The sequence below is a fragment of the Acidiphilium sp. MT5 genome, from assembly GCF_054767495.1.
In genome coordinates, this window is record NZ_BAABMR010000008.1 from 100,194 (window position 1) to 123,171 (window position 22,978).

The 22,978-nt window shown below is 59.4% G+C and carries 20 protein-coding genes; 6 read left to right on the forward strand and 14 right to left on the reverse strand.

Going from position 1 to position 22,978, the window contains the following annotated elements; genetic code table 11:
* Window positions 1-30 precede the first annotated feature (30 nt).
* Genes hemA through bchF form a run of 14 tightly spaced genes read right to left on the reverse strand, consistent with a single transcriptional unit; the run spans window position 31 to window position 16,510 of the window.
* Window positions 31-1,242 carry a 5-aminolevulinate synthase gene (hemA, locus tag ACYUCQ_RS10170; RefSeq protein WP_460254414.1) on the reverse strand — a complete coding sequence of 404 codons (1,212 nt, stop codon included), beginning with the start codon at window positions 1,240-1,242 and terminating at the stop codon, window positions 31-33.
* Between the two features lie 25 nt (window positions 1,243-1,267).
* On the reverse strand, window positions 1,268-3,121 hold the full coding sequence (puhE, locus tag ACYUCQ_RS10175) for a putative photosynthetic complex assembly protein PuhE (RefSeq protein WP_460254415.1): 1,854 nt from the start codon (window positions 3,119-3,121) through the stop codon (window positions 1,268-1,270).
* Between the two features lie 23 nt (window positions 3,122-3,144).
* A complete protein-coding gene (acsF, locus tag ACYUCQ_RS10180) occupies window positions 3,145-4,236 on the reverse strand; it encodes a magnesium-protoporphyrin IX monomethyl ester (oxidative) cyclase (protein ID WP_460254416.1) in 1,092 nt (363 codons plus the stop codon).
* Between the two features lie 3 nt (window positions 4,237-4,239).
* Window positions 4,240-4,551: a hypothetical protein gene (locus ACYUCQ_RS10185; RefSeq protein ID WP_460254417.1), complete on the reverse strand. Its 312-nt coding sequence runs from the start codon at window positions 4,549-4,551 to the stop codon at window positions 4,240-4,242.
* Between the two features lie 2 nt (window positions 4,552-4,553).
* Window positions 4,554-5,027 carry a photosynthetic complex assembly protein PuhC gene (gene puhC, locus ACYUCQ_RS10190; protein WP_460254418.1) on the reverse strand — a complete coding sequence of 158 codons (474 nt, stop codon included), beginning with the start codon at window positions 5,025-5,027 and terminating at the stop codon, window positions 4,554-4,556.
* The gene (gene puhB, locus ACYUCQ_RS10195; RefSeq protein WP_460254419.1) at window positions 5,024-5,683 is read right to left on the reverse strand and encodes a photosynthetic complex putative assembly protein PuhB; all 660 of its coding nucleotides are present in this window, start codon (window positions 5,681-5,683) and stop codon (window positions 5,024-5,026) included. Before puhB ends, puhC begins: the two co-directional genes overlap by 4 nt.
* Window positions 5,680-6,453 (reverse strand): photosynthetic reaction center subunit H, encoded by a 774-nt coding sequence (gene puhA, locus ACYUCQ_RS10200; protein WP_460254420.1) that lies wholly within the window; start codon window positions 6,451-6,453, stop codon window positions 5,680-5,682. The genes puhB and puhA overlap by 4 nt, the downstream gene beginning before the upstream one ends.
* Window positions 6,454-6,466: 13 nt before the next feature.
* Complete coding sequence (locus ACYUCQ_RS10205; RefSeq protein WP_460254421.1) at window positions 6,467-7,927, reverse strand: BCD family MFS transporter; 1,461 nt, start codon at window positions 7,925-7,927, stop codon at window positions 6,467-6,469.
* Window positions 7,924-8,622 (reverse strand): magnesium protoporphyrin IX methyltransferase, encoded by a 699-nt coding sequence (bchM, locus tag ACYUCQ_RS10210; protein WP_460254422.1) that lies wholly within the window; start codon window positions 8,620-8,622, stop codon window positions 7,924-7,926. Before bchM ends, ACYUCQ_RS10205 begins: the two co-directional genes overlap by 4 nt.
* Entirely contained in the window at window positions 8,622-9,551 is a 930-nt protein-coding gene (gene bchL / locus ACYUCQ_RS10215) for a ferredoxin:protochlorophyllide reductase (ATP-dependent) iron-sulfur ATP-binding protein (RefSeq protein WP_460254423.1), read from the reverse strand. The genes bchM and bchL overlap by 1 nt, the downstream gene beginning before the upstream one ends.
* Window positions 9,548-13,180 (reverse strand): magnesium chelatase subunit H, encoded by a 3,633-nt coding sequence (locus ACYUCQ_RS10220; protein WP_460254424.1) that lies wholly within the window; start codon window positions 13,178-13,180, stop codon window positions 9,548-9,550. Before ACYUCQ_RS10220 ends, bchL begins: the two co-directional genes overlap by 4 nt.
* Window positions 13,152-14,651: a ferredoxin:protochlorophyllide reductase (ATP-dependent) subunit B gene (bchB, locus tag ACYUCQ_RS10225; RefSeq protein ID WP_460254425.1), complete on the reverse strand. Its 1,500-nt coding sequence runs from the start codon at window positions 14,649-14,651 to the stop codon at window positions 13,152-13,154. Before bchB ends, ACYUCQ_RS10220 begins: the two co-directional genes overlap by 29 nt.
* A 3-nt stretch (window positions 14,652-14,654) precedes the next feature.
* Window positions 14,655-15,926 carry a ferredoxin:protochlorophyllide reductase (ATP-dependent) subunit N gene (locus ACYUCQ_RS10230; RefSeq protein ID WP_460254426.1) on the reverse strand — a complete coding sequence of 424 codons (1,272 nt, stop codon included), beginning with the start codon at window positions 15,924-15,926 and terminating at the stop codon, window positions 14,655-14,657.
* Entirely contained in the window at window positions 15,926-16,510 is a 585-nt protein-coding gene (gene bchF / locus ACYUCQ_RS10235; RefSeq protein WP_460254427.1) for a 2-vinyl bacteriochlorophyllide hydratase, read from the reverse strand. The genes ACYUCQ_RS10230 and bchF overlap by 1 nt, the downstream gene beginning before the upstream one ends.
* Before the next feature lie 288 nt (window positions 16,511-16,798).
* Here bchF and ACYUCQ_RS10240 point away from each other — a divergent pair, with 288 nt between their 5' ends.
* From ACYUCQ_RS10240 to bchI, 6 genes are all read left to right on the forward strand, one after another.
* On the forward strand, window positions 16,799-17,692 hold the full coding sequence (locus tag ACYUCQ_RS10240; RefSeq protein WP_460254428.1) for a cobalamin B12-binding domain-containing protein: 894 nt from the start codon (window positions 16,799-16,801) through the stop codon (window positions 17,690-17,692).
* 113 nt (window positions 17,693-17,805) lie between these two features.
* A complete protein-coding gene (gene ppsR, locus ACYUCQ_RS10245; protein WP_460254429.1) occupies window positions 17,806-19,257 on the forward strand; it encodes a transcriptional regulator PpsR in 1,452 nt (483 codons plus the stop codon).
* A gap of 11 nt (window positions 19,258-19,268) precedes the next feature.
* Window positions 19,269-20,207 carry a chlorophyll synthase ChlG gene (gene chlG, locus ACYUCQ_RS10250; protein ID WP_460254430.1) on the forward strand — a complete coding sequence of 313 codons (939 nt, stop codon included), beginning with the start codon at window positions 19,269-19,271 and terminating at the stop codon, window positions 20,205-20,207.
* A 2-nt stretch (window positions 20,208-20,209) separates the two neighbouring features.
* Window positions 20,210-21,400 carry a geranylgeranyl diphosphate reductase gene (locus ACYUCQ_RS10255; protein WP_460254431.1) on the forward strand — a complete coding sequence of 397 codons (1,191 nt, stop codon included), beginning with the start codon at window positions 20,210-20,212 and terminating at the stop codon, window positions 21,398-21,400.
* A 31-nt stretch (window positions 21,401-21,431) separates the two neighbouring features.
* Window positions 21,432-21,938 carry a TspO/MBR family protein gene (locus tag ACYUCQ_RS10260; protein ID WP_460254432.1) on the forward strand — a complete coding sequence of 169 codons (507 nt, stop codon included), beginning with the start codon at window positions 21,432-21,434 and terminating at the stop codon, window positions 21,936-21,938.
* A gap of 1 nt (window position 21,939) precedes the next feature.
* Entirely contained in the window at window positions 21,940-22,974 is a 1,035-nt protein-coding gene (gene bchI / locus ACYUCQ_RS10265; RefSeq protein ID WP_460254433.1) for a magnesium chelatase ATPase subunit I, read from the forward strand.
* The last annotated feature ends 4 nt before the right edge of the window (window positions 22,975-22,978 follow it).

The following is a 22,978-nucleotide window of genomic DNA, read 5'->3' on the forward strand; positions in this document are numbered from 1 at the left end:
TCGGCGTGGAGGCGATAGGCGGCCCCATTGTTAGGCAGCGCGGCGGATCGACATTTCGCGCCAGATCGTCGCGAGAGAATCAACCAAATGATCCATGTCCGCGTCGCTATGCAAAGGCGAAGGCGTAAGCCTCAATCGTTCGGTACCACGCGGAACGGTGGGGTAGTTGATCGGCTGAACATAAATGCCAAATCGCTCTAACAATGTGTCGCTAATTTCCTTGCACAAGGCCGCATCCCAGACCATGACCGGAACAATGTGGCTGGGGTTATGCAGATGCGGAACATCCGCCTGGTCGAGCTTGGTGCGCAGGCGTGCGACGCGCTCATGCATGCTGGTGCGTTCGGCATTGCTCGTTTTCAAATGGCGAATACTGGCGATCGCACCGGCCGCGACGGTGGGCGGCAGAGCGGTTGTAAAAATAAAACCTGATGCGTAGGACCGGACGAAATCGCACAGCCCGTGGGATCCGGTGATATAGCCGCCAATGACGCCGAAGCCCTTGGCGAGCGTGCCTTCGATCACCGTAAGGCGGTGGGCAAGTCCCTCACGCTCCGAAATACCCCCACCGCGTGGCCCGTATAGACCGACCGCGTGAACTTCATCGAGATAGGTCATGGCGCCAAAGCGGTCTGCGACATCACAAATGGCTTCGATGGGTGCCACATCACCATCCATTGAATAAACGCTCTCAAACGCAACCAATTTCGGGCGCGCGGGGTCGATGGCGGCCAATTTCCGCGCAAGGTCCGATGGATCATTATGCTCGAACACCACGCATTCGGCACGGCTATGGCGAATGCCTTCGATCATTGAAGCGTGGTTCAGCGCATCAGACACCACGACGCATTGCGGCAATTTGGCGGCCAACGTGCATAGCGACGCCCAGTTCGACATGTAGCCGGAGTTGAACAGCAACGATGATTCTTTACCGTGCAAATCAGCGAGTTCGCGTTCCAAGACCGTGTGGAAATGATTGGTACCCGCGATGTTGCGCGTGCCGCCAGCACCAGCGCCGCACCGATCCAACGCTTCGTGCATCGCAGAAAGCACGGTGGGATGCTGGCCCATGCCGAGATAATCGTTCGAGCACCAGACCGTGACCTGCCGTTCGCCGTCGGCGCCATATTGCGTCGCATGGGGAAAGTTCCCTGCGTGGCGCTCAATATCGGCAAACACACGGTACCGACCTTCCCGGCGTAGTTGATCAAGCTGGGTGGTGAAGAAATTCTCGTAATTCATCGACGCACTCTCCCGGTTAAGTCGGTTATTCGGCGGCTAAACGCAAGGCACACCCGGCAAATGCCATCGCTAGGCCAGCCTCATCCAGATTTCGGCCAATAACAATGACCCGCGCTTGCTCACCGGCGGCGGCGGCAAAAGCGGCGACACTGGCGCGATGGCCGGCAACATCAAATTGCACCCAGCCACGCCCCGATCTGGCCAGCCCTTTGAGCCGGGCAATTGAGCCGAAATGCCCTTCGGCGGCAGCATCCAGCACGTGGCGTAGCGCATCGATATCGCAAATTGTATCGAGTGTACCTGACCAAGACGCGAAGCCGAGTGCGTCCTCATGCGCGTGATCATGGCTGTGATCATGGCTGTGATCGTGGCTGTGATCGTGGTCGTGGTCGTGGTCGTGATCGTGATGATGGTCGGGGTGGGTACACGTTACGTCGATGCATCCGTCATGGTCATGAGTCTCGTTGTGGTAGTGATCGTGCTCATGATCGTGCGCGCTGGGGGAATTTGATACAGCGGCGATCGTGAAAATTTCCGTCGGCACTGATCCGTAGCGTGCTGTGATAATCCGCGCTGCAGGGTTAAGGCGACTGAGCGTTGCCTCGACGGCGCGCCGCTCAGCGAGGCTTACCAGATCGGTTTTGTTAATCACGATCACCCCGGCGAGCCGCGCCTGGGCGGTGAAATGGGCTTGCATCTCGGCATAGTCACCGAGAAACGCGCCGGCATCAATCATAGTGACAACGGACAGGCTGCGTTTGAATGGCGCAATCTCCGGTCGCTCTAACACGCCAATCAAGGATGCCAGATCAGCAACGCCAGAGGGTTCGATTAATACACGATCAGGCGCATAATTTCCGACAACTTCTCGGAGCTGGCTAGCAAGGTCATTTTTCAGGGTGCAGCAAATGCAGCCATTCGGCAGTTCGACCACCTCCGCCCCTTGGCCACGGAGCAAAGAGCCATCAATGCCAACCGAGCTGAAATCATTGACCAAGACAACGGTTTTTTCGCGTTTATCGGCAGGAACCGAACCCAGCATGTCGAGCCGACGGCGCATGAAGGTTGTTTTACCCGCTCCGAGAAAGCCAGCGATGATTTCGACATCGAACGCCCGAACTGGCTTGCGCGATTTGAGGCCCCAGCTCCATAGTTTGGCTGCCGGCAGTGGCACCACCAGGAACCAATGTTCCAAAATCGCTAAGGCCATCATCACCCCGATAAACGTATCACCGGCGCGGGCGAAGCTGGTTGTGGCATGGGCCGCGTGCTCAAACATGATCGTGCCGATGACGGTTGAGACCGTAATCGAGATGGGAAATAACAAGTTCATCGGTTCGCGGCGAAGGAAGCTTTTCAGAAAATTTAAATGCTCGGGCAGAAATTCTTCATTCAGGTTGCGCACACCAAGAAACACGTTGAGCTTGGCGCTTTGATGCATCCACCACAGCACCATGAAGGTCCATACGCCAATTTGATTGGGTTGGCCCCAGGTCAGCGCGATAATCAGTGCGGCTGAGCCGATGATGGCGAGCTCATGCCAGAGACTGGTCTGGATCGCGTGGCCGAAATGTTTCCAACCACGACAATTTTCAGGGCAAGCATCCTGCCGAGGGCCGGTAACGAAACCCATATAGAAGCTGATTTCCTGCCAGCCCCAGGCAAATAAGCCAAATCCGAACGCCCAATAGGCGGCGCTAACAGTTGTCTCGCCGCTCACACGCACCAGCCCGATGACGCAGATTGCAAAGACGGCGCTCGCACCAAGCATGCTCCATTTGAAGGTGCGGCGGGGCAGGCCATCTAGAAAAATAATCGCACCGGTGCTGAACCACCAGACAAACAACGCAAACAGACCTGGAATGATATAGTTGCTCATGATTGTTCCTCGAGATTCTTACATTACCAGGTCGGCTGCAGACGAATTTCCGCAGGGAGCGGATGTGATTTCGGGCGCATGAAATAGAGCCCGCCAAATGCGATGACCGCCTGGACGGCGTGCGCGGCGCGCTGGAGCGTCACACCAAGGCCGGTTTGATCACGGAGTGCGAGGTTCGCGACATCGATTTTCCGTAACCGTTCCAGCCCTTCAAGGAACTTTGGATTTTCGATATCGAGCGTGACCGGAAATACCTGTTCGCTGATGGCAGAGGTAATGCGGAAGACCTGCATGTCATACGCCGTGGGATCGAGACCGAGTGCTTCATGGAAATGCGGCCTTGCGTGATCGCGCACATACATGGTGGCGAATACCGCAAGTTGGAAAAACCGCACCCAGAGCCGGTTGATGCCGGTGAGCATCCAGGGGTTGGCGCGCATCAACAAAGCAAAGGCCTCGCCGTGACGAAACTCATCATTGCACCATTCACGGAACCATTTGAAGATTGGGTGGATGCGCAATTCAGGATGTTTTTCCAATTGGCGAAAAATCGAAATATAGCGGGCGTAGCCGATTTTTTCCGACAAATAAGTGGCGTAGAAAATAAATTTTGGTTTGAAGAAATGGTATTTTTTGGCTCGGGTGAGAAAGCCTAAATCGACCTTCATGTTCAGATCATGCAGCGCCTCATTGATGAAGCCGGCATGGCGCGCTTCATCGCGGCTCATATAGCCGAACAAAGCTTTTAGATCGGGGTTATGGACGCGTTTTTTGATTTCGGCATAGAGCACGCAGCCGGAAAATTCGGCGGTGACTGAACTCACCAGAAAATCGAGAAACTCGCGGCGCAGCTCAGGCTTCATGCCAGAAATATCGATGGCAAATTCATCGGTGCGGACGAAATGGCCCTTATTGGGGTCCGCCTTGAATTCTGCCATCAGCGCATCCCACTGCGCGCGGATCGGCTCCACATCGATATTGTTCAACGCGTCGAAATCGGTTGTGTAAAAGCGCGGGCTGAGCATGGTGCTGGCTTGCGCCGAGGCCGTCTGTTCATTCGGCGCCACAGGCTCGTGCGCGGTGTTGGCAGCTTGGATCGGACTAACAGCGTTCATGGCTCAGGCTCCGATATGCGAGAGGGAGGGTTGAACATCGGCCAACGGTTGGAAACCGACTTCGTAGAGTTCCGAAATTTCAGCGAGCGAGCTTATGCGCGTCCAGAGCCGGGTGAGCAGGCCTGCGCGGATCAACACGCCGGGGCGTTCGCAAATGACGTGCTCGCCGAACAAAATTTCATAGGGGGCATCTAGCACCATCACCACATCACCCGCGTGGATTTCAACATTTTCGGGAATCGCGTGGGCGTGGAAGCTGGCCGGGGTTTGTTCGATGTCAATGGAGCAACGGAGTGGAATATGTTCGCCAGCCATGATCAAGTCCTTTTTGGTGGGAGGAGAGCGGCGAATTGCGCTTGGTTCGCTGGGCCGAAGGCTTGGAGGAAAATTTTCCGCCCGGTCTGCGGATCATCCAACAGCAAGGCACCGCCGCGCCCGGGGATCAGCAGAAACGGTGCGGTGCGCGGCTTGCCTTCGCGGGCGCGCGCTTGCAGCATGGTGCGCATGGTCGTGCGCAAGAATGCATCCTGAGTGGGTGCAATCGTGGCAATGGCCGCACCAGTGCGGGTTGTCACGGTGATCGCGTCATGCGCTTGTTGGCGAAATACCACAGCGACAGCGCCCGCTTTCCAATCAACCGGGTGCCCGCCCGTATGATTGATCCGGGCGATGGCGGCGAGGCCGATTGTGCCGGTCATCAATAATCCAGCAGCCACCAACGCCCAACGCGGCACTCGGGGTGCCTCATCGCGCATGGACGGTGCGCCGCGCTGGGTTTGGGTACCACTCATGCTGCGTGCGCTTGGCCTAAGGCCGATTGCTTAGCGCGCACCGGGGCTGCGTGGTCGCGCAGCACGAAATTGGCCGTCTCGCCTTGATGCGCTGCCCAGGCATCAGCAAAAAGTTTAGCCACCGATCCCGCGTCGGGCAGGGCACGCATCATCGGCTCCACGCCCGCCTTTTTTCCCGCTTTGACGTGTGGCCAAAGCAGAATATAGGACAGCCGCGTCTGAGCATCGAGCGTGAGCGGGATATCACCAACGCCTTGCTCGTTGATCCGAATTCCAGCCGCTTCGATTTTGGCAAAGGGCAAGTTCAGATGTTTGCGAATGCTCGCCCCGTGCGCGATGACAACGCGGCGTGAGGTGATGGTGTAAATCGTGCTGCGCGCCGTCAGCCAAGCCATTAAAGTTATCAAGGCGAGGGCGAGTGCGCCCAGCCCAATGGCCCAGACGGCTGAGGCTAGTATTTCGCGCGGATCATAGCCAGCGAAGGCAGCGCTCGCCACGCTCCAGACCACGATGGCGCCGACATAGATGCTGAGCATCCGCAGACGAAACGCATCGATCAGCAAGCGACGAAAATCGGGTTTACCCTGCCAGAGCAGAGTTTCGCCAACGGGCAGGCCATGCGGCAAGCCATCGGGCGTGACTGAAGGATTGCTCATAGGTAAGGCTCCGAGCGCTGCGGGGTGGCGTAGAGATGGCCGGAGGCGAAATAGGCCATCAAGCGATCCTCCTCGCGCGGAGTGATCCGATCTGGTTCGGCGAGGGACGGCGCTTCAGCGAATTGTTGCGCGGTGACCGAAGCGACTTTGACTTTGATCGCGCTGCCTGAGCCTTGCACGCAAACCAAAGTCGCGGGAAACATCACGCGGCGGGTTGGCGTGGTGGCAGCATCCGCCTCATACCAAACCAATTGCTGGTCGGCGAGATCGACCCACAGATCAATGACGGTACCGGCTGTTTTGCCATCCAGCGTGATAACCGGTGCGCCGCGTGGATCCGGGTCTTCGCTCGCCACACTATAGCCGTGCGCAACCCGGATCGGCACGATGCGATCTTCACCTTCCGGCATTTTCTCAGGCTCATCATCGCGCTGGGTGTAAGCGGCAGGACCAAGCCCGTCTTGCATCGGGTTGCCAAGCGGTGTGATCGGCGCGCCTTCCCACGGCGCCGATTGGCGCGCGTTGAGCACTTCCAGCGGCTCGTTCCATGGAACTGATTTGGTTTTGCCGTTCGGCAGCAGGAATGTTTTGGGCGCGGGAACTGGAACCAGGCCGCTCGGGCGCTCGCCGGGGCGGTTGGTAACGAGCGGATAGCCCTCGCGTTTATTTTCTTTGATCAGATACCAGATCAAAGCCGCAAAGAAAATCCAGAACGCATAGAGCACCAGCTGGGCGACATCGATATAAGGGGTTATGGCACCGGTTTGCATGACGGACCTCGTGTTAGAGTTGTGCTGTTAAAGAGCGAGTGGGTCGGCTGGTCTTAGCGATCATCGGGTTTGGTTCGTCACGGCGAACCAACGGGCCAATGGCAATCAACGTAATAAAGAGAAGCACTATTTCGACTTCATAGACCGCGAGATAACCGGCGGCGGGACTATTGATCGCGGGGCCGAACGCGCCAGATTGTGCAAGAGCGCCGACGAGATGACGCAGCAAACCGGCGGTTGCGATGGCGCAGCCAGCGGCAAGCGCTTGAACCGCTCCCCAGGCACCGAGCGCGAGGCCACTCATGCCGCCGACCACCCGGCCCATCGCGTCCGACAGGGTGCCCAGCAAAAACAAGCCGCCGCCAAGCCCGACGAGAAACACCCCTGCGGCGAATAGCGGCGCTAAATTTAGCGGACTTGAGAAAATGACCGCGCAAAATGCGAATAGGCCGATGATTGTGCCAAACGCTGCCAGCCGATAAGGGTCTGCGCCGCGAGCGAGACGCTTGCCGCCGAGCGCAAAGGCAATACCAGCGCCTGCCGCAAGCATCGCGGTTAGGGCGGTGGTTTGCCCCACCGCGAGATGCAATATCTGCCCGCCATACGGCTCCAACAAAATATCCTGCATCGAGAAAGCGAGCGTGCCGAGACCAATGGCGACGAGGCGGCGGATGGCGCGCGGCTGCGTGCGGAACAACATCCAAGCGTGGCGCAAAGTCCGTTCACCGGCTGTCGCCGTGAGGGCGGCGACTTCGGCATCGCTACGGCGTGGCTCTTGCTTCCACATTGCCACGCCGTTCAAAATCATGGTGATCGCAGCGGTGCCTTGCAACACCTGAATCAGCCGAACCAGGCTGAATGGGGTGAGCAAGAAGCCATAGATCAACGCACCGCCGATCATGCCAACCAGCAGGCCTGACGACAGCATGGCGACAACTTTGGGACGGGCCGCTTCGGGTGCCAGATCGGTCGCGAGGGCGAGGCCTGCCGTTTGCACCGTGTGCATGCCAAGCCCAACCATCAGAAACGCCAACGCCGCTCCGATGTGACCGATGGTGGGGCCGATATGCGTGCGCACATGTCCCGACAAAACAATAAGTGCGAAGGGCATGATCGCGAAGCCGCCAAACTGACCCAACGTGCCAAACCAGATAAAAGGCACGCGGCGCCAGCCAAAAGCCGAGCGGTGATGATCCGAGCGAAACCCGATGATGGCGCGGGCCGGGGCTAACAAGAGCGGCACCGCGATCATGAACGACACCAGCGCCGCCGAGACACGCAGCTCGACAATCATCACCCGGTTGAGCGTGCCGATCATCAGCGCCAAAGCGAGGCCGACGGTGACTTGAAACAACGACAACCGCAACAGCCGGCGCATCGGCAGTTCCGGGGTGGCCGCGTCAGCAAAAGGCAGCCAGCTCGTATCGAGCCGCATCCAAAATGGTGCCATTTTGCTGGGGCCTTTGAGTTTCACCGGCGCAACTCCAAGGCTTTGGAGACGTAAAATCCGCTGGTGATTTTTTCGCTGCGCCCGATTGAGAACGCACTGAGGCTCGGCGTGCTGCGGATCGCTTGATGCAAGGCGCGTTCACCCAGTGGCTCAATCATCGGTGCGCGATCGCTTCGGGGGAATTGCCGACCCACAAGATGCATAGTTGCCAGCACGGGTGTGCGCGGCGCGAAGGTGAACAAGATCGACTGATCGACGCGCGGGGCAAGGCTTGCTAACGCAGCGACCACCATGGGTTGTGCGTAATGAATCAGCGAATCCATAGCGATGACATAATCGAAACGACCGTGGGACGGATCGAGCATGTCACCCGCACTGAATTCGATCTGTGCCATAGCTGCATCATTCGCCGCACGGTCGCGGGCAATGCCGATTAATTGCGGCGAGATGTCAATGCCCACCACGTGCGCGCCGCGCCTGGCAGCTTCCAACGCGAGCGCGCCCGTGCCGCACCCGGCATCGAGCAGGCGAGCGCCGGTCAAATCCGCCGGCAGCATGGCGAGCAAGCTTGCGCGCATCGCATCGCGGCCAGCGCGCACCGTGGCGCGAATCCGACCTAACGGCGCATCCGAGGTCATCCGTGCCCAGGCCGCCAGGGCGGTGCGATCAAAGTAGGTTTCAATTTCGCTGCGGCGACGCTCGTAAGTGGAGGTGCTCATTACTCATACCCCAGCAGATCGAAAATCTCGCGATCTTTGAGCGGCACGGCGGTGAGTGGCTCGACGCCAGCCCAGAGCATTTCAGCGAGATCGAGATAGCTTTGCTTAACCTCGGCAAGACCCGGCGTGTCCTCCATCTCGAACAACACACTCTTTTTCAGGCGTGACCGACGAATAACATCCAAATCAGGAAAGCGTGCCAAAGTCGAAAGGCCGGTGGCTTGGTTATAGCGATCCAACTGATCGGTTTCGCGGCTACGATTAGCGATCACCCCGCCAAGGCGCACAGCATAGTTTTTCGCCTTCGCACCGATAGCGGCGACGATGCGGTTCATCGCAAAAATACTGTCAAAATCATTGGCGGTAACAATCAAAGCCCGATCCGCATGCTGGAGCGGGGCAGCGAAGCCACCACAGACAACGTCACCCAACACATCGAAAATGACCACATCAGAATCATCGAGCAGATGATGCTCTTTGAGAAGTTTCACGGTTTGTCCAACAACATAGCCGCCGCAACCGGTGCCGGCGGGAGGGCCGCCGGCCTCGACGCATTGCACGCCGCCGAAGCCTTCATAAACAAAATCCTCCACGCGCAATTCTTCCGGGTGAAAATCCACCGCTTCAAGCGCATCAATGACGGTGGGGACCAAGCGCTTGGTCAGGGTGAAGGTCGAATCATGTTTCGGATCACAGCCAATTTGCAAAACGCGTTTTCCGATTGTTGCAAAAGCCGCAGAGAGATTTGACGAGGTTGTGCTTTTGCCAATACCCCCTTTGCCGTAGACAGCGAACACTTTGGCGCCGCCAATCCGCAAAGTCGGATCGAGCGAGACTTGCACGCTGCCTTCGCCATCGCCGCAGGATGAGCCGCAACTGGCCCCCGCTAGACGCTCGGCGATGCTGGCGGGTTTGACGATTGTGTTCATGCCGCGCGCTCCAAGGCTTGTTGATTGCTGGTAGGTGCGGATTCGGGGGCAAGCCCCTCTAGCCGGTCTTCAAGTTCGGCGCCTGCATCGCGCAGGGCGGCCAAGGTTTCGGCGTCTGGCGCCCAATAATTGCGCTCGTGGGCTTCGATCAGGCGATTGGCCAAACGCGCCGAGGCAATCGGGTTCAATGCGGCGATACGATCGCGCATCGCAGGGTCGAGCACGAACACCGCGCTGATTTCCTGATAAATCCAAGGTTCCACTTTGCCGGTTGTCGCAGACCAACCGAGTGTGTTAGTGACCGAGGCTTCGATATTGCGAACACCCTCGGCACCGTGGGAGAGCATGGCCTCGAAATATTTGGGGTTGAGCATGCGCGTTCGGGTTTCCATTGAAACCTGCTCGCTCAGCGTGCGCACCGTGCCATCCCCGGTTGTTTGATCGCCAATATAAAGGGCAGCGTCTTTGCCACTGGCGGCTTTCACAGCACGGCTCATCCCGCCCAAACCATCGAAATAATGATCAATGGTCGTCACACCCAAATCAAGCGATTCAAGGTTTTGATAGGCGACATCAACTGTTTTCAGCATCGCGGCAAATACCGCGTCATGCCGACAGGCTTTACCATCGACACCATAAGCAAAGCCTTTGCGCTTGACGAAGGCCTGACCGAGTTCTTCCTCGCTCGACCAGCTGCCGGAATCGACGAGCTGGTTGACGTTCGCGCCATAGGTCCCGTCCGCATTGCTAAACACGCGTAGAGCGGCGTCTTCCACCGTACCGCCATGCTCTGCGATGATGGCATTGACGTGCTTGCGAATAAAATTCTGCGTCTCGGGCTCGTCAGCCTGCGCAGCCAGCAAAGCGGCTTCGGCCAATAAGCGGGTTTGCAGCGGCAATAAATCGCGGAAAATGCCGGATAGCGTGACCACGACATCGATACGCGGGCGGTTCAATGTGGCGAGCGGAATCAGCTCTGCGCCGGCGAGGCGGCCATACGAGTCGCGCCGGGGCCGCGCGCCCATAAGCCACAGCACCTGAGCAATTGGCCCGCCTTCGGATTTGAGATTATCAGAGCCCCAAAGCACCAAGGCAACGGTTTCCGGCAGCGCGCCGCATTCCTGGTGGTGGCGGGCGATCAGCCGTTCGGCTTGGCGCTCGCCATCGCGCATCGCGAAAACACTGGGCATCCGGAACGGATCGAACCCGTAAATATTACGGCCCGTCGGCAAAATGGCGGTATTGCGCAAAATATCCCCGCCGGGAGCCGGTTTGATATAGCAGCCATCAAGGGCGTGGATGATGGCGGGAAGTTCGCTATCCGTCGCTAACAAATGATCGAGGCGGGCATATTCCACAGGATCGGTAATGCCTGCGGCTTCGAGCAAATCCCGGCGCTGGCTGGCATCCGGCGGAGTGCCGACCACATGGAGGCCAACTGGGATCAGCGCATATTCCAAATCAAGCAGGGCCGTGGTGAGGGCGTTGATTTGATCCGTGGCGTCATCACCCCACGCGGGTTCCGCTTTGGCGAGATCGAGCTTTGCGGCTTCGGCTTGGATCAGCGCCTCGAGATCACGACGATCCGCCAGCGCCGTTTCAGGTGGTAAGCCTCGCCAATGCAATACCGAGGCCTTCAGATCGGCCAGGCCGCGATAGAGGCCGGCCTGGGTCACGGGCGGGGTGAGATGGCTAATCAGAGTTGCGTTCGCACGGCGCTTGGCCAGCATGCCTTCGGAAGGATTATTAGAAGCGTAAAGATAGAAATTCGGTAAATCGCGAATCAGGCGATCCGGCCAGCATTTGCTGGTCAGGCCGGCTTGCTTGCCGGGCATGAATTCCAGGGCGCCATGGGTGCCAAAATGGAGCACCGCATGCGCTTTGAAATCCTCGCGCAACCACCGATAAAATGCGTTGAAAGCGTGGGTGGGCGCGAAGCCGCCTTCGAACAGCAGGCGCATCGGATCGCCCTCAAAACCGAAGGCGGGCTGCACGCCCACAAAAACATTACCGAATTGCGCGCCGAGCACGAAAATCGAGGCGCCATCACTATTTTGCCGGCCCGGCGCCGGGCCCCAGACTTGCTCAATCTCGGCGAGATAAGGCTCGCGACGCACATGATCATCGCGCGGGATGCGCACCGCGACATTGGCGTCTGCGCCATATTGGGCTGCGTTGCCCAGGCAAATTTGCTCCCGTAGCGCATCCACCGAGGCAGGGACGTCCACCGTGTAGCCCGCTTGCTGCAAGGCGGTGAGCGTATTGAACAAGGATTGGAACACCGACAGATAAGCCGCTGTGCCCGTCGCACCGGAATTGGGTGGGAAATTGAACACAACGAGGCCGATGCGGCGTTCAGCGCGTTCGGTTTTGCGCAGTTCCACGAGTTTTGCGGCGCGGGCGGCGAGCATATCGGCGCGTTCGAGATGCGCCGTCATGGCGCGACCGGGTTCAGCCAGCCCGCCGGCACGGCCACCAAAGGTCATCGGCACGATGCCACCATCAAGCTCCGGCAGGGCGACCATCATGGTGGCTTCAACCGGCGTTAGTCCACGCGGGTCCGCCTCCCAGGCCGAGATCGGCTGGAACATCAGCGCGTGTGCGGAGAGATAAGGCATATCGAGCTTCGCAAGGATCTCGGCTGCGGCTTCAGAATTATTATAGGCGGGGCCACCAACGAGGGAAAACCCGGTGAGGGAAATGACCGCATCGACGATAGGTTTGTTATCCGCAAAGAAATATTGATTAATCGCGGGGCGCGCATCAAGGCCGACGGCAAAGACGGGTAAAACTTGATAGCCCCGCGCCTCAATCGCCGTGATCACCCCGTCATAATGCGCCTTGTCGCCTGACAGTAGCATGCTGCGCATCAACACTAACCCGATGGTGCCGCGCGCGTGCGGGCAGCACGGCAACGCCGTGCGATCCGTGCCGAGGGGCGGCGTCATACGCGGATGATAAACACCGAGCTCAGGGTAATCATGGGGTTCGGGGATGGATCGCTTCGTTTTGAGCGTGGCGCGCGGTCCAGCGGCATAGCGTTGGATAAGCAGGCGAAACATGTTTTCGATGTTATCGGGCGAGCCGGCGAGCCAATAGGAGAGGGTGAGAAAATAATGACGCAAATCCTGCGCAGTGCCAGGGATCAGCCGTAATAATTTGGGCAGGGTGCGCAGCGTGCGCATTTGTGATTGGGCCGCCGAATCATCGCGCTTTTTCGGGCGCAGATTTTTCAGGAATTTGAGTGCAGCGCTCTCTTCCTTGCTCATATCGAGCTTGCCCATGCGGGTCAGGTTGGTAATTTCGGCGGCGGAGAGCGCGCAAATCATCGCATCACAGCGCTCGCGCCGGGCGAGCAACGCCGGGCGCACCAGACGCACATGCTCATCCAAAAACAACATCGCGGCGATCACGATGTCAGCGTTGGCGATTGCGGCTTCGCACGCGGCCAAAGCCGTGCGATCAGACGCCCAGCAATCGCCGCTATGTAATTCAATGCTTAAGCCGGGATAATCGACGCTTAACTGGTTCCGCACACCCGCCATGACAGCATTCAAATTGCCATCCATGGTGATCACCGCCACGCGAATGGCGGTGTGATTAGCGGGCGAAATGGGCTTTTGCATCATATAAAGTCTCAATGGTGATCAAGCTGACGCCGTGTTCGGCAGCAAAACTCTCAGTGTTTCGGCGCGCTTTACCGCGCACAAAGAACGGGATTTTTTTCAGCTCGGCTTCCGCCGCTTGATCCCAACCCGAGACCAAGGTTTCGGGGCGCACCGCGACATCACCGCCCAAATGCGATGGAGCCGCATCGCCGTGAAATTCGAAATCCTCGCGGAACATGCCAATCAAATGTTCTTCCAACCCCATCATCAGCGGGTGGGTGAGTGTATCAAACAAGACGTTTGAACCTTCAAACCCCATGACCGGCGCACGGCGGGCTGGGAAATCCTGCACATGCATCGGCGCAGAAATCACCGCGCAGGGAATGCCGAGGCGCTTGGCAATGTGGCGCTCCATTTGGGTGCCGAGCACAATTTCCGGAACGGCGGCACCAATAGCGGCTTCGATTTCCAGATAGTCATCGCTGATCAGCGGCGTGACACCATAATGGGCCGCAGCCTCGCGCAGTTCCCGACCAAATTCGCGGCTATAAGTGCCAAGCCCGACCACGGTGAAGCCCATCTCCTCGGCGGCAACCCGCGCCAATGCGATGGCATGGCTGGCATCGCCAAAAATAAAAGCGCGCTTGCCGGTGAGGTAAGTCGAGTCGACCGAGCGTGTATACCAGGAGGAGCGTTGGTCGGCCTCGATGTCATCCGGGCACGGCACGCCCGCAAGGGCGGTGAGCTCGGCAATGAATTCGCGCGTGGCGTTCAGGCCAATTGGCACCGTGCTGATGGTTTTTTGGCCAAAGGCGCGGGCGAGATACGCCGCCGCCGTGCCGGCAATTTCGGGATACAGCACGATATTGGCATGGGCCAAGGGCAGGCGCTGCAAATCGGCAAAGTGTGCATTCCATGGCGCAATCACGTTGATGGTGATGCCCAGCGCGCGGATCAACGCGGTGATTTCGGCCAGGTCATCGCGGTGGCGAAAGCCCAGCGCGGTGGGGCCGAGAATATTGACCGAAAATGCGCCGCGCTGCGGCTTGGCCCCCAGGGTCGCAGCGCGGACCAAGCGATACAGCGTTTCCGCCGCACCCCAATTTTCCTTGCGTTGATAGGCAGGAAGCTCAAGCGCGATCACCGGGATCGGCAAGCCGAGCGACTCCGCGAGGCCGCCCGGATCATCCTGGATCAGCTCGGCGGTGCAAGACGCGCCAACGATCATCGCTTCTGGGCGGAACCGATCATAAGCCTCGCGCACCGCGTTTTTGAACAAGGTGGCGGTGTCGGCACCCAAATCGCGCGCCTGGAAGGTGGTGTAGGTCACCGGCGGGCGGCGATCACGCCGTTCAATCATGGTGAAGAGCAAGTCGGCATAAGTGTCGCCTTGCGGGGCGTGCAACACGTAATGCACACCGCGCATTGCGGTGGCGATTCGCATCGCGCCGATATGGGGAGGGCCTTCATAGGTCCAGAGGGTCAATTGCATGATCTACACCTTGACCCTGGCGCGGCGCGCGAGTGGCCGGGCGAATAAATTGGCGAGATCGGCGGCCTGTTCGAAGCCCTGGGTGGGGGTAAACACCAGCTCGATCGACCATTTGGTGGCCAATCCCATCGCTTCGAGCGGGTTGGCGAGACCCAAGCCGCACACAACCAAGTCCGGCCTCGCGGCTTCGCAGCGATCAAGCTGGCGCTCGACATCCTGCCCCTCGGCAAGCTGGGTGGCGGGCGGCAGCAGCGATAATTCACGCGCCATCAAATCACGATGCAGAAACGGGGTGCCCACTTCGGTAAGGTGCATGCCGCATTCGCGGGCGAGAAAACGCGCCAGCGGAATTTCGAGCTGAGAATCGGGGAAGAAGAACACCGATTTGCCGGCGAGTTCGGCAGCAATTTTCGCAACCGCTTCACGACCGCGCTTGGCGGGACCAGCAATGGCTTGGGCAACGATAGCCGGGGCGATGCCGAAAGCTGCGGCGGCTGCTTCAAACCAAAGCGCGCTACCTTCGATCCCGAGTGGAAATGGCGCATCGATCCGTTCCGCGCCCCGCTCTTGCAAAGCGCGGGCCGTGGCCGCGAGAAAGGGCTGTGCGAGAATGAATTTGGTGCCCCGGCCAATCGGCGGCATGGCGCCCGCACGGCGGGCCGGTAGGAACGCCACGCGATTAAGGCCGATTGCAGCGAAAAGCCGCTGAAACTGATCTTCCACCGCATCGGCCAAAGCACCGACCACCACGAGCTGGGCTTGATCGCTCGCCGCGAGGCTCGGCACCAAGGCAGTGAGGCACGCATCCTCGCCCTCAGTGAACGTCGTTTCGATGCCGCTGCCCGAGTATGAGAGGATCCGCACCGAGCCATTGGCGCGCGAATCGAGCCGGGCGGCGGCGCGGGACAGATCGAATTTGATCACTTCCGATGGGCAGGAGCCGACGAGGAACAAGAGTTTGATTTCGGGGCGCCGTGCGAGAAGCTGCCCCACCACCCGGTCCAATTCATCATCGAGGTCCGCCCGGCCAGCAAGGTCGCGCTCTTCGATAATCGCGGTGGCAAAACGGGGCTCGGCAAAAATCATCACCCCCGCTGCCGATTGGATCAAATGGGCGCAGGTGCGCGAGCCTACCACCAAAAAGAACGCGTCCTGAATGCGCCGATGCAGCCAGACAATGCCTGTGAGGCCGCAAAATACCTCGCGCTGGCCCCGTTCGCGGATGATCGCAGGGACGGCGGCGGCTGGCGTGAGCGGGGCGACGCATCCATCCATCACGCGATGTGCCCCAAACTCGATTGCGGCGCCTCAAGGCGGGCGGCGCGCAGTTTCATCACGAATTGGGTGGCATTGATCAGATAGGCGGCATAGGCAGCGAGCGCGATCAGCATTTGCGCGCGGGGCGAGGCCCAGCCCGTGATCAGCAACGTGACGTAGGTGGCGTGCAGTGCCACCACCAACATCGAAAATACGTCCTCCCAAAAGAAGGCACGGGCAAATAAATATTGCCCAAAAACTTTTTTCTCCCAAACCGCGCCGGTCACCATGATGGTCAGCAGCAGCACGGTTTTGACCAGCACCGAGATGGTGGCGATTTCAAAGCCGGTGCCAACGGCCAGATAATGCAGCACCAAGCCAGCGCTGATCAGGAACACCAGGAACTGCAGCGGTGCCAAAATGCCTTGCACCAGCGTCCATTTGGTGGAGTCGCGTCGGCGACGTTCCTCGGGTGTGTAAAGATAAGGCGTGCGGCGCGTGGGATGACGCACCGACTCGCCCTGGTTCATGCCGTAAGCATGACCCTGCCAGGGGCAGCAATTCACCGCACCGGTCAGACGCTCAATGACCCTTGTAAACATCACTTGACATCCTTCGCATCGCGGTGTTCGCTACGATTTCGACGTGCAAGATGCCGCGCGCCAAGCCAGCTATACCGCTGGACCACACAGCATCGAGCGTCGGGGAGGCTAAAATGCCAAAAAGTCCAAGCTTCACTTGCATCCATCAGAGTTTCCTCGGCCGCACGATGGCGACCAGGGAAGGCTACTGCGCCACCGCCCCAACTGTCAATCTTTATTTACGTCAATTTCGCTTGACACTTCTGGCCGTCTTGGCGCACCATTCATCTCATGCGCAGGAGAGAGCCGATGCGTAACGCAAGTCAGACGAATGACGATCCGACCAACCCAGGACTGTCCGATCCGGCGCCCGCATCCGGCGCGTCGGCTGGTGAGGCCGCACAGGCCACCAAGGTGCGGCCTTGGACGGCTTTGTTGGAAGCCGCGATTGAGAACGAGGTTCTACCCCGGCTGTGCGGCACCTGGTCGCGCCCGGCGGCGCATAATATTGACCGCTCACAGCCCAGCGAAACCGACTTGACCTTATTTGTTGGCTTTATTCTTGAAGATGACCTCGACCATGCCCGCGCCTTAGCCGAAGGGCTGACCGTCCGCGGGGTGAGCCGACACGATCTCTTGCATAATCTGTTGGGCGCGGCAGCGAAGCGACTCGGCGAATTATGGGATCAGGATCGCTGTGACATCGCCGTGGTCAGCCTTGGGATGATCCGGCTCAATCAAATTCTGCGCGATACCGCCGATCATGCGGTTGAGGCACCCTTAATGCGTGACTTCGGGCGCAGCGCCCTAATCACGCCAGCACCGGGCGAGACCCATAATTTCGGCGTGGTGGTGCTGGATGATTTATTCACCCGTGCCGGTTGGCAGGTCGATACGCCATCGCGGGTGACCAGCGCGGGATTGTTGGTACTCGCCAAGCGCAATTGGTATGATCTGGTCGGGATTTCGGTCAGTGCCGAACGGTTTTTACGCAGCCTGCCCGCGACGATTCGCTCTTTGCGGCGGGCGGCATGCAACCCGGCTCTGGTGGTGTTGGTGGGTGGCCAAGCCTTCAACGCCCATCCTGAGCGCGCGCAATTCATCGGGGCCGATGGATTTGCACCAGATGCCGAGACAGCTTTGATTATTGCCCACAAACTTTGCGCAAAAACGACGCAAGGAGTCAAAGTTGCCAAAAATTGACATATATCAATGGTTCGGCAGGTTGACGGTGGCAGGCCGATGCCACATGTCCCGAAATGTCCCAGCCCTCATCCGAAATATGGGTCAGTCCGGGACTGAAAGTGTGACACCTGATGAAAGCCTTTCGGGCTCCCGCCAAATGGCTGACCGATGTGAGCGCCGACTCCGCCGCCGCGTTGATTGCCGCGGCGGCCGATATCGCGTTGATCATCGACCGCAAGGGCATTATCCGCGACATCGCGTTTCAGAACGATGGTTTCGCAGCCGAATTCGTCCAGATCGACACCTGGTTGGGCAAGCCGTGGGGCTCGACCGTGACGATCGAAAGCCGTCAGAAAATCGACAGTTTCATCGCCGCTGCTGCGGATCGTGATGGCCATGCCGGGTCGGCCAATCTGTCTCGCCACGTCAATTATCCAGGCGCCGACGGCACCGATATTCCAATTTTATTCTCGCTCGTGCCGCTGGGACGGGGCGGCGAAACCATTGCGTTTGGCCGGGATTTACGCCCGCTGGCCGCGTTGCAACAGCGGCTGGTCGATGTGCAGCAATCGCTTGAGCGCGACTACGCGCGGCTGCGCCAGATCGAGACGCGCTATCGGATTTTGTTCCAGATGTCGACCGAGCCGGTCCTGATCCTGGACGCCCCCTCGCGGCGGGTGACCGAGGCCAACGCGGCGGCGCAGGCCTTGTTTGGTGGTGGTGAGCGCTTGGTCGGCGCGGCTTTTGGCGATTTGCTGGAACCAGAGAGCGACGCGGCCTTTGATAGTTTGCTCAACGCCTTGCGCGCCGGTGGCCGGGCAGATGATGTGCGCATCAAGCTCGCGCGCGGCGAGGCGACCGATGAATTGCATGTGGTTGGATTTTTATTCCGCCAAGGCGATCAACAAAGCGTCTTGCTGCGGCTGGCGCCGGTCAATGCGCTCGACCCACGGCATTTGCTTTCAGACAGCAAGGCAAAATTGCTGAAATTAATCGAGAGCGCGCCAGATGGTTTTGTGGTGACCGGGCCGGATGGAAGGGTGATTTCGGCCAATGCCGCTTTTCTGGATATGGCGCAGATCGTCAATGAAGAACAAGCGCTTGGCGAGTCGCTCGATCGATGGCTCGGGCGGCCTGGGGTCGATTTGGGGGTGCTGATCGCGAATTTGCGCGAGCATGGCTCGGTTCGCCTGTACCCGACCGCGCTGCGCGATGCATTTGGCGGCGAAACCGACGTTGAGATTTCGGCGGTAAATGTCATGAATGCGGGCAAACCATCATTCGGGTTTGCGATTCGCAATGTCAGCCGCCGCCCTGCCCAGGAATTGCTGCCCCCCGCTGGCAGCCGGGCATTGCCGCGCTCGCTGGAACAAATTGGCGAGTTGATCGGGCGGCTCTCGCTCAAGGATATTGTGCGCGAAACCACCGAGGTGATTGAGCGGCTATCCATCGAAGCAGCCTTGAACCTGACCGGCGATAATCGGGCGTCGGCGGCGGAAGTGCTCGGCCTCTCGCGCCAGAGCCTTTACGTCAAATTGCGGCGCTATGGCATGATGGACGCCGACCCGCTCGGCGCGGATTAAGAGGAGTTTGGATGGCGGTTTCAGAAAAGACCAGCGTTACTTTCGAAGCCGCCACTCTCGCTCCCGCGCATGAAGTGCGCTTGCCGTCGCTGAAGACATGCCTGGAATTGCTCAAGCCCGTCACCTGGTTCGCGGCGATTTGGGCTTTTATGTGCGGCGTGGTCTCCGCCGGCGTGCCGCTAGAGCGGCGTTGGCCGGAAATTCTGCTGGGCGTGCTGCTCGCCGGACCGATGGTGTGCGGCACCAGCCAGGCGGTGAATGATTGGTATGATCGGCATGTCGATGCGATCAATGAGCCGAACCGGCCCATCCCCTCCGGGCGTATGCCGGGGCGCTGGGGGCTGTATGTGGCCATCATCTGGTCGCTGGCCTCGCTGGGCGTTGCGATACCGCTCGGACCTTGGGGATTTGGCGCGGCCTGTTTCGCGCTCATGGCGGCTTGGGCCTATAGCGCGCCGCCCCTTCGCCTGAAAATGAATGGCTGGTGGGGCAATGCCGCCGTTGCGCTGTGCTATGAAGGGGTGCCGTGGTTTACCGGGGCGGCGGTGATGCGCGATGCGCTGCCCAGCGCGCCGATTTTGATCATGGCCTTGCTTTACAGTGCGGGCGCGCACGGCATTATGACGCTCAATGATTTCAAATCGGTCGAGGGGGATTTGCGTATCGGCATCCGCTCGCTGCCCGCCCAACTCGGCGTCGCGGCGGCGGCACGGCTTGCCTGTTATGTGATGGCCTTTGCCCAGATTGCGGTGATTTTTCTGTTTCTCGGCTGGCGGCATGACGGCGTCGCCTTCATAATTTTGGGCCTGTTGATCGCTCAGCTCTTTCTGATGCGCCGCCTGTTGGAACAGCCCCGCGAGCGCGCCCCCTGGTATAACGGGACGGGCACCACGCTTTACGTCATCGGCATGCTGGTGAGCGCCTTCGCGCTCGCCGCCGGAGGAGTTTGATCATGACCCATGCGGCAATCGAATATGACGTGGTGGTGGTTGGCGGCGGCCCCGCCGGAGCGACCGCTGCCGAAACCTTGGCCCGCGCGGGGCGCACGGTTTTGCTGCTGGATCGCGCCGGGCGGATCAAACCGTGTGGCGGCGCGGTGCCGCCCCGCCTGGTGCGCGATTATGCAATTCCCGATCACTTGATTGTCGCGAAGGCGCGCGGCGCTAACATCGTCTCGCCCAGCGCCAAAAAAGTGGCGATGCCGATCGATGATGGCGGCTATGTGGGTATGGTTGATCGTGATGTTTTCGATGAATTTCTGCGCAACCGTGCAGCCCAAGCCGGTGCTGAGCGCCGAACCGGTCGCTTTGAGCGGTTAGAGCGCGATAGCAAAGGCCGCACACTGATCCATTACAAAACCGCCGACGGCACGGCATCGGTCAGCGCCCGTGCGGTGATTGGCGCGGATGGCGCGGTGTCGGCCGTGGCGCGGCAGTGCATTAAGGATGCCGACAAGCATAAACGGGTGTTCGCCTACCACGAGGTAATCAAATCACCGCCCGAAGGCACGCCGGGTTGGAATAGTGCGCAATGCGAAATCTATTACGACGCCAAAATGTCCCCTGATTTTTACGCCTGGATTTTTCCCCATGGCGAGACCGCGAGCATTGGCACGGGCAGTGCGGTCAAAGGGTTCTCGCTCCGCCATGCGGTGGGCGATTTGCGCGCCCATACGGGGCTCGATGGTGCGCAAACCATTCGCTCAGAAGGGGCACCTTTGCCACTCAAGCCGCTGCCGCGCTGGGATGACGGCATTAACGTGCTGCTCGCCGGCGATGCGGCAGGCGTGGTCGCACCCGCCTCCGGCGAGGGCATTTACTATGCCATGCTTGGGGGACAATTGGCGGGCGAGGCGATGGATGCATTTTGCGCCACCGGCGATGTGCGCGCGCTCAAACAAGCCCGCCAGCGCTTCATGGCGGCGCACGGCACGGTGTTCGCGATGCTCGGCTTCATGCAAAATTTTTGGTATTCCAGCGACAAGCGCCGGGAATTATTCGTGGCGATTTGCGGCGATGCCGATGTGCAGGCCATGACCTGGCAGGCTTATATGAATAAGGCCTTGGTGAAGGCCAAGCCGATGGTGCATGCGCGCATTTTCGCTAAAAACATGGTGCGACTGACCCGACTGATCCACGCGTGAGGGCACCATGGCGGCTGGAGCGAACAGGCAAATGACAATATTTGGAGGTCATTGGGAACCGATTTTAATCGCCGCCGGTTGCGCAACCCTCGTTGCTGGCGCGGGTGGCGCGGTCAGCACCATCGGCCCATGGTATAAGAGTTTGCGCAAGCCGACATGGCAGCCACCCAACTGGCTGTTCGGCCCGGCCTGGACCCTGATATTTGCCTTGATCACCGCCGCCGGCGTGATCGGCTGGGAAGCAACGCCCAATGCCGAAAGTGCCGCCTGGTTGCTTAGCTTGTTTGGGATCAACGCGATTGCGAATTTCGCTTGGAGTTATTTATTTTTTTCCCGCCGCCGCCCCGATTGGGCATTGTTTGACATCGCGCCGCTCTGGCTCAGCATTCTGGCCTTGATCGTGACCTTGGCGTTCTTGGCGAAACTTGCAGCGTTACTGCTGCTGCCCTATTTGCTGTGGGTTAGTTTTGCCGGTTATTTGAATTACGTGATTGTTCGTCTCAATGCGCCCTTTGGCGCCAGCACCGAGGGGCGATAACATGGTCTATCCATTCTCCGCCATTGTCGGTCAGCAGGATATGACCAACGCGCTGCTGATTGCCGCGATTGAGCCAGCACTGGGCGGCGTTTTGGCGTTCGGTGATCGGGGTACCGGCAAATCCACCGCAATCAGAGCGCTGGCAGCCTTGCTGCCCCCCATGCGCGCCGTTGCCGGTTGCCGATATCGCTGCGATCCTGCTGATCGAAAACGGCTATGCACCGATTGCCAAGCGCGCTTGGCGCAAGGCAAACTGCCGGTGACCCGGATTGCCGCGCCGGTGGTTGATCTGCCACTGGGTGCAACCGAAGATCGGGTGATCGGCGCGCTTGATCTAGAGCGCGCCTTGGCGGATGGCTCCAAGCATTTTGAGCCAGGATTGTTAGCAAATGCTAATCGCGGATTTTTATATATCGATGAAATCAATCTGCTCGAAGATCACTTGGTTGATTTATTATTGGATGTCGCGGCTTCGGGCGAAAACGTCGTTGAGCGCGAGGGATTGAGTCTGCGTCATCCGGCGCGCTTTGTGCTCATTGGCAGCGGCAACCCTGAAGAGGGCGAGTTGCGTCCGCAGCTTTTGGATCGGTTCGGCCTGTGCGTTGAAGTGCGCACGCCAACGGACATCGAACAACGGCTCGACGTGGTGCGGCGGCGCGACGCCTTCGAGCATAATCCATCGGCCTTTGCCCGGCGCTTTGCCCAGGCCGAGCGGGATGTGCGCGCGCGCATCAAGCGCGGGCGGGCTTTATTGCCCAAGGTTGAAGTGCCTGAGCCGATTTTACGACGAGCGACCACGCTCTGCATCGCACTCGGCACCGATGGGCTGCGCGGCGAACTCACGCTGACGCGCGCAGCACGCGCCAAAGCGGCGCTCGATGGCGTTGACTGCGTTACCGAAGCGCATTTGCGTGAGATTGCCCCGGCTGCGTTGCGCCATCGGCTCCGGCGTGATCCGTTGGATGAAAGCCTCGCGAGCACGCGGGTATTGCGGGCGATGGATGAGGTTTTCGCGCCCGCGCGTGAGGCCGCCTAAGGCC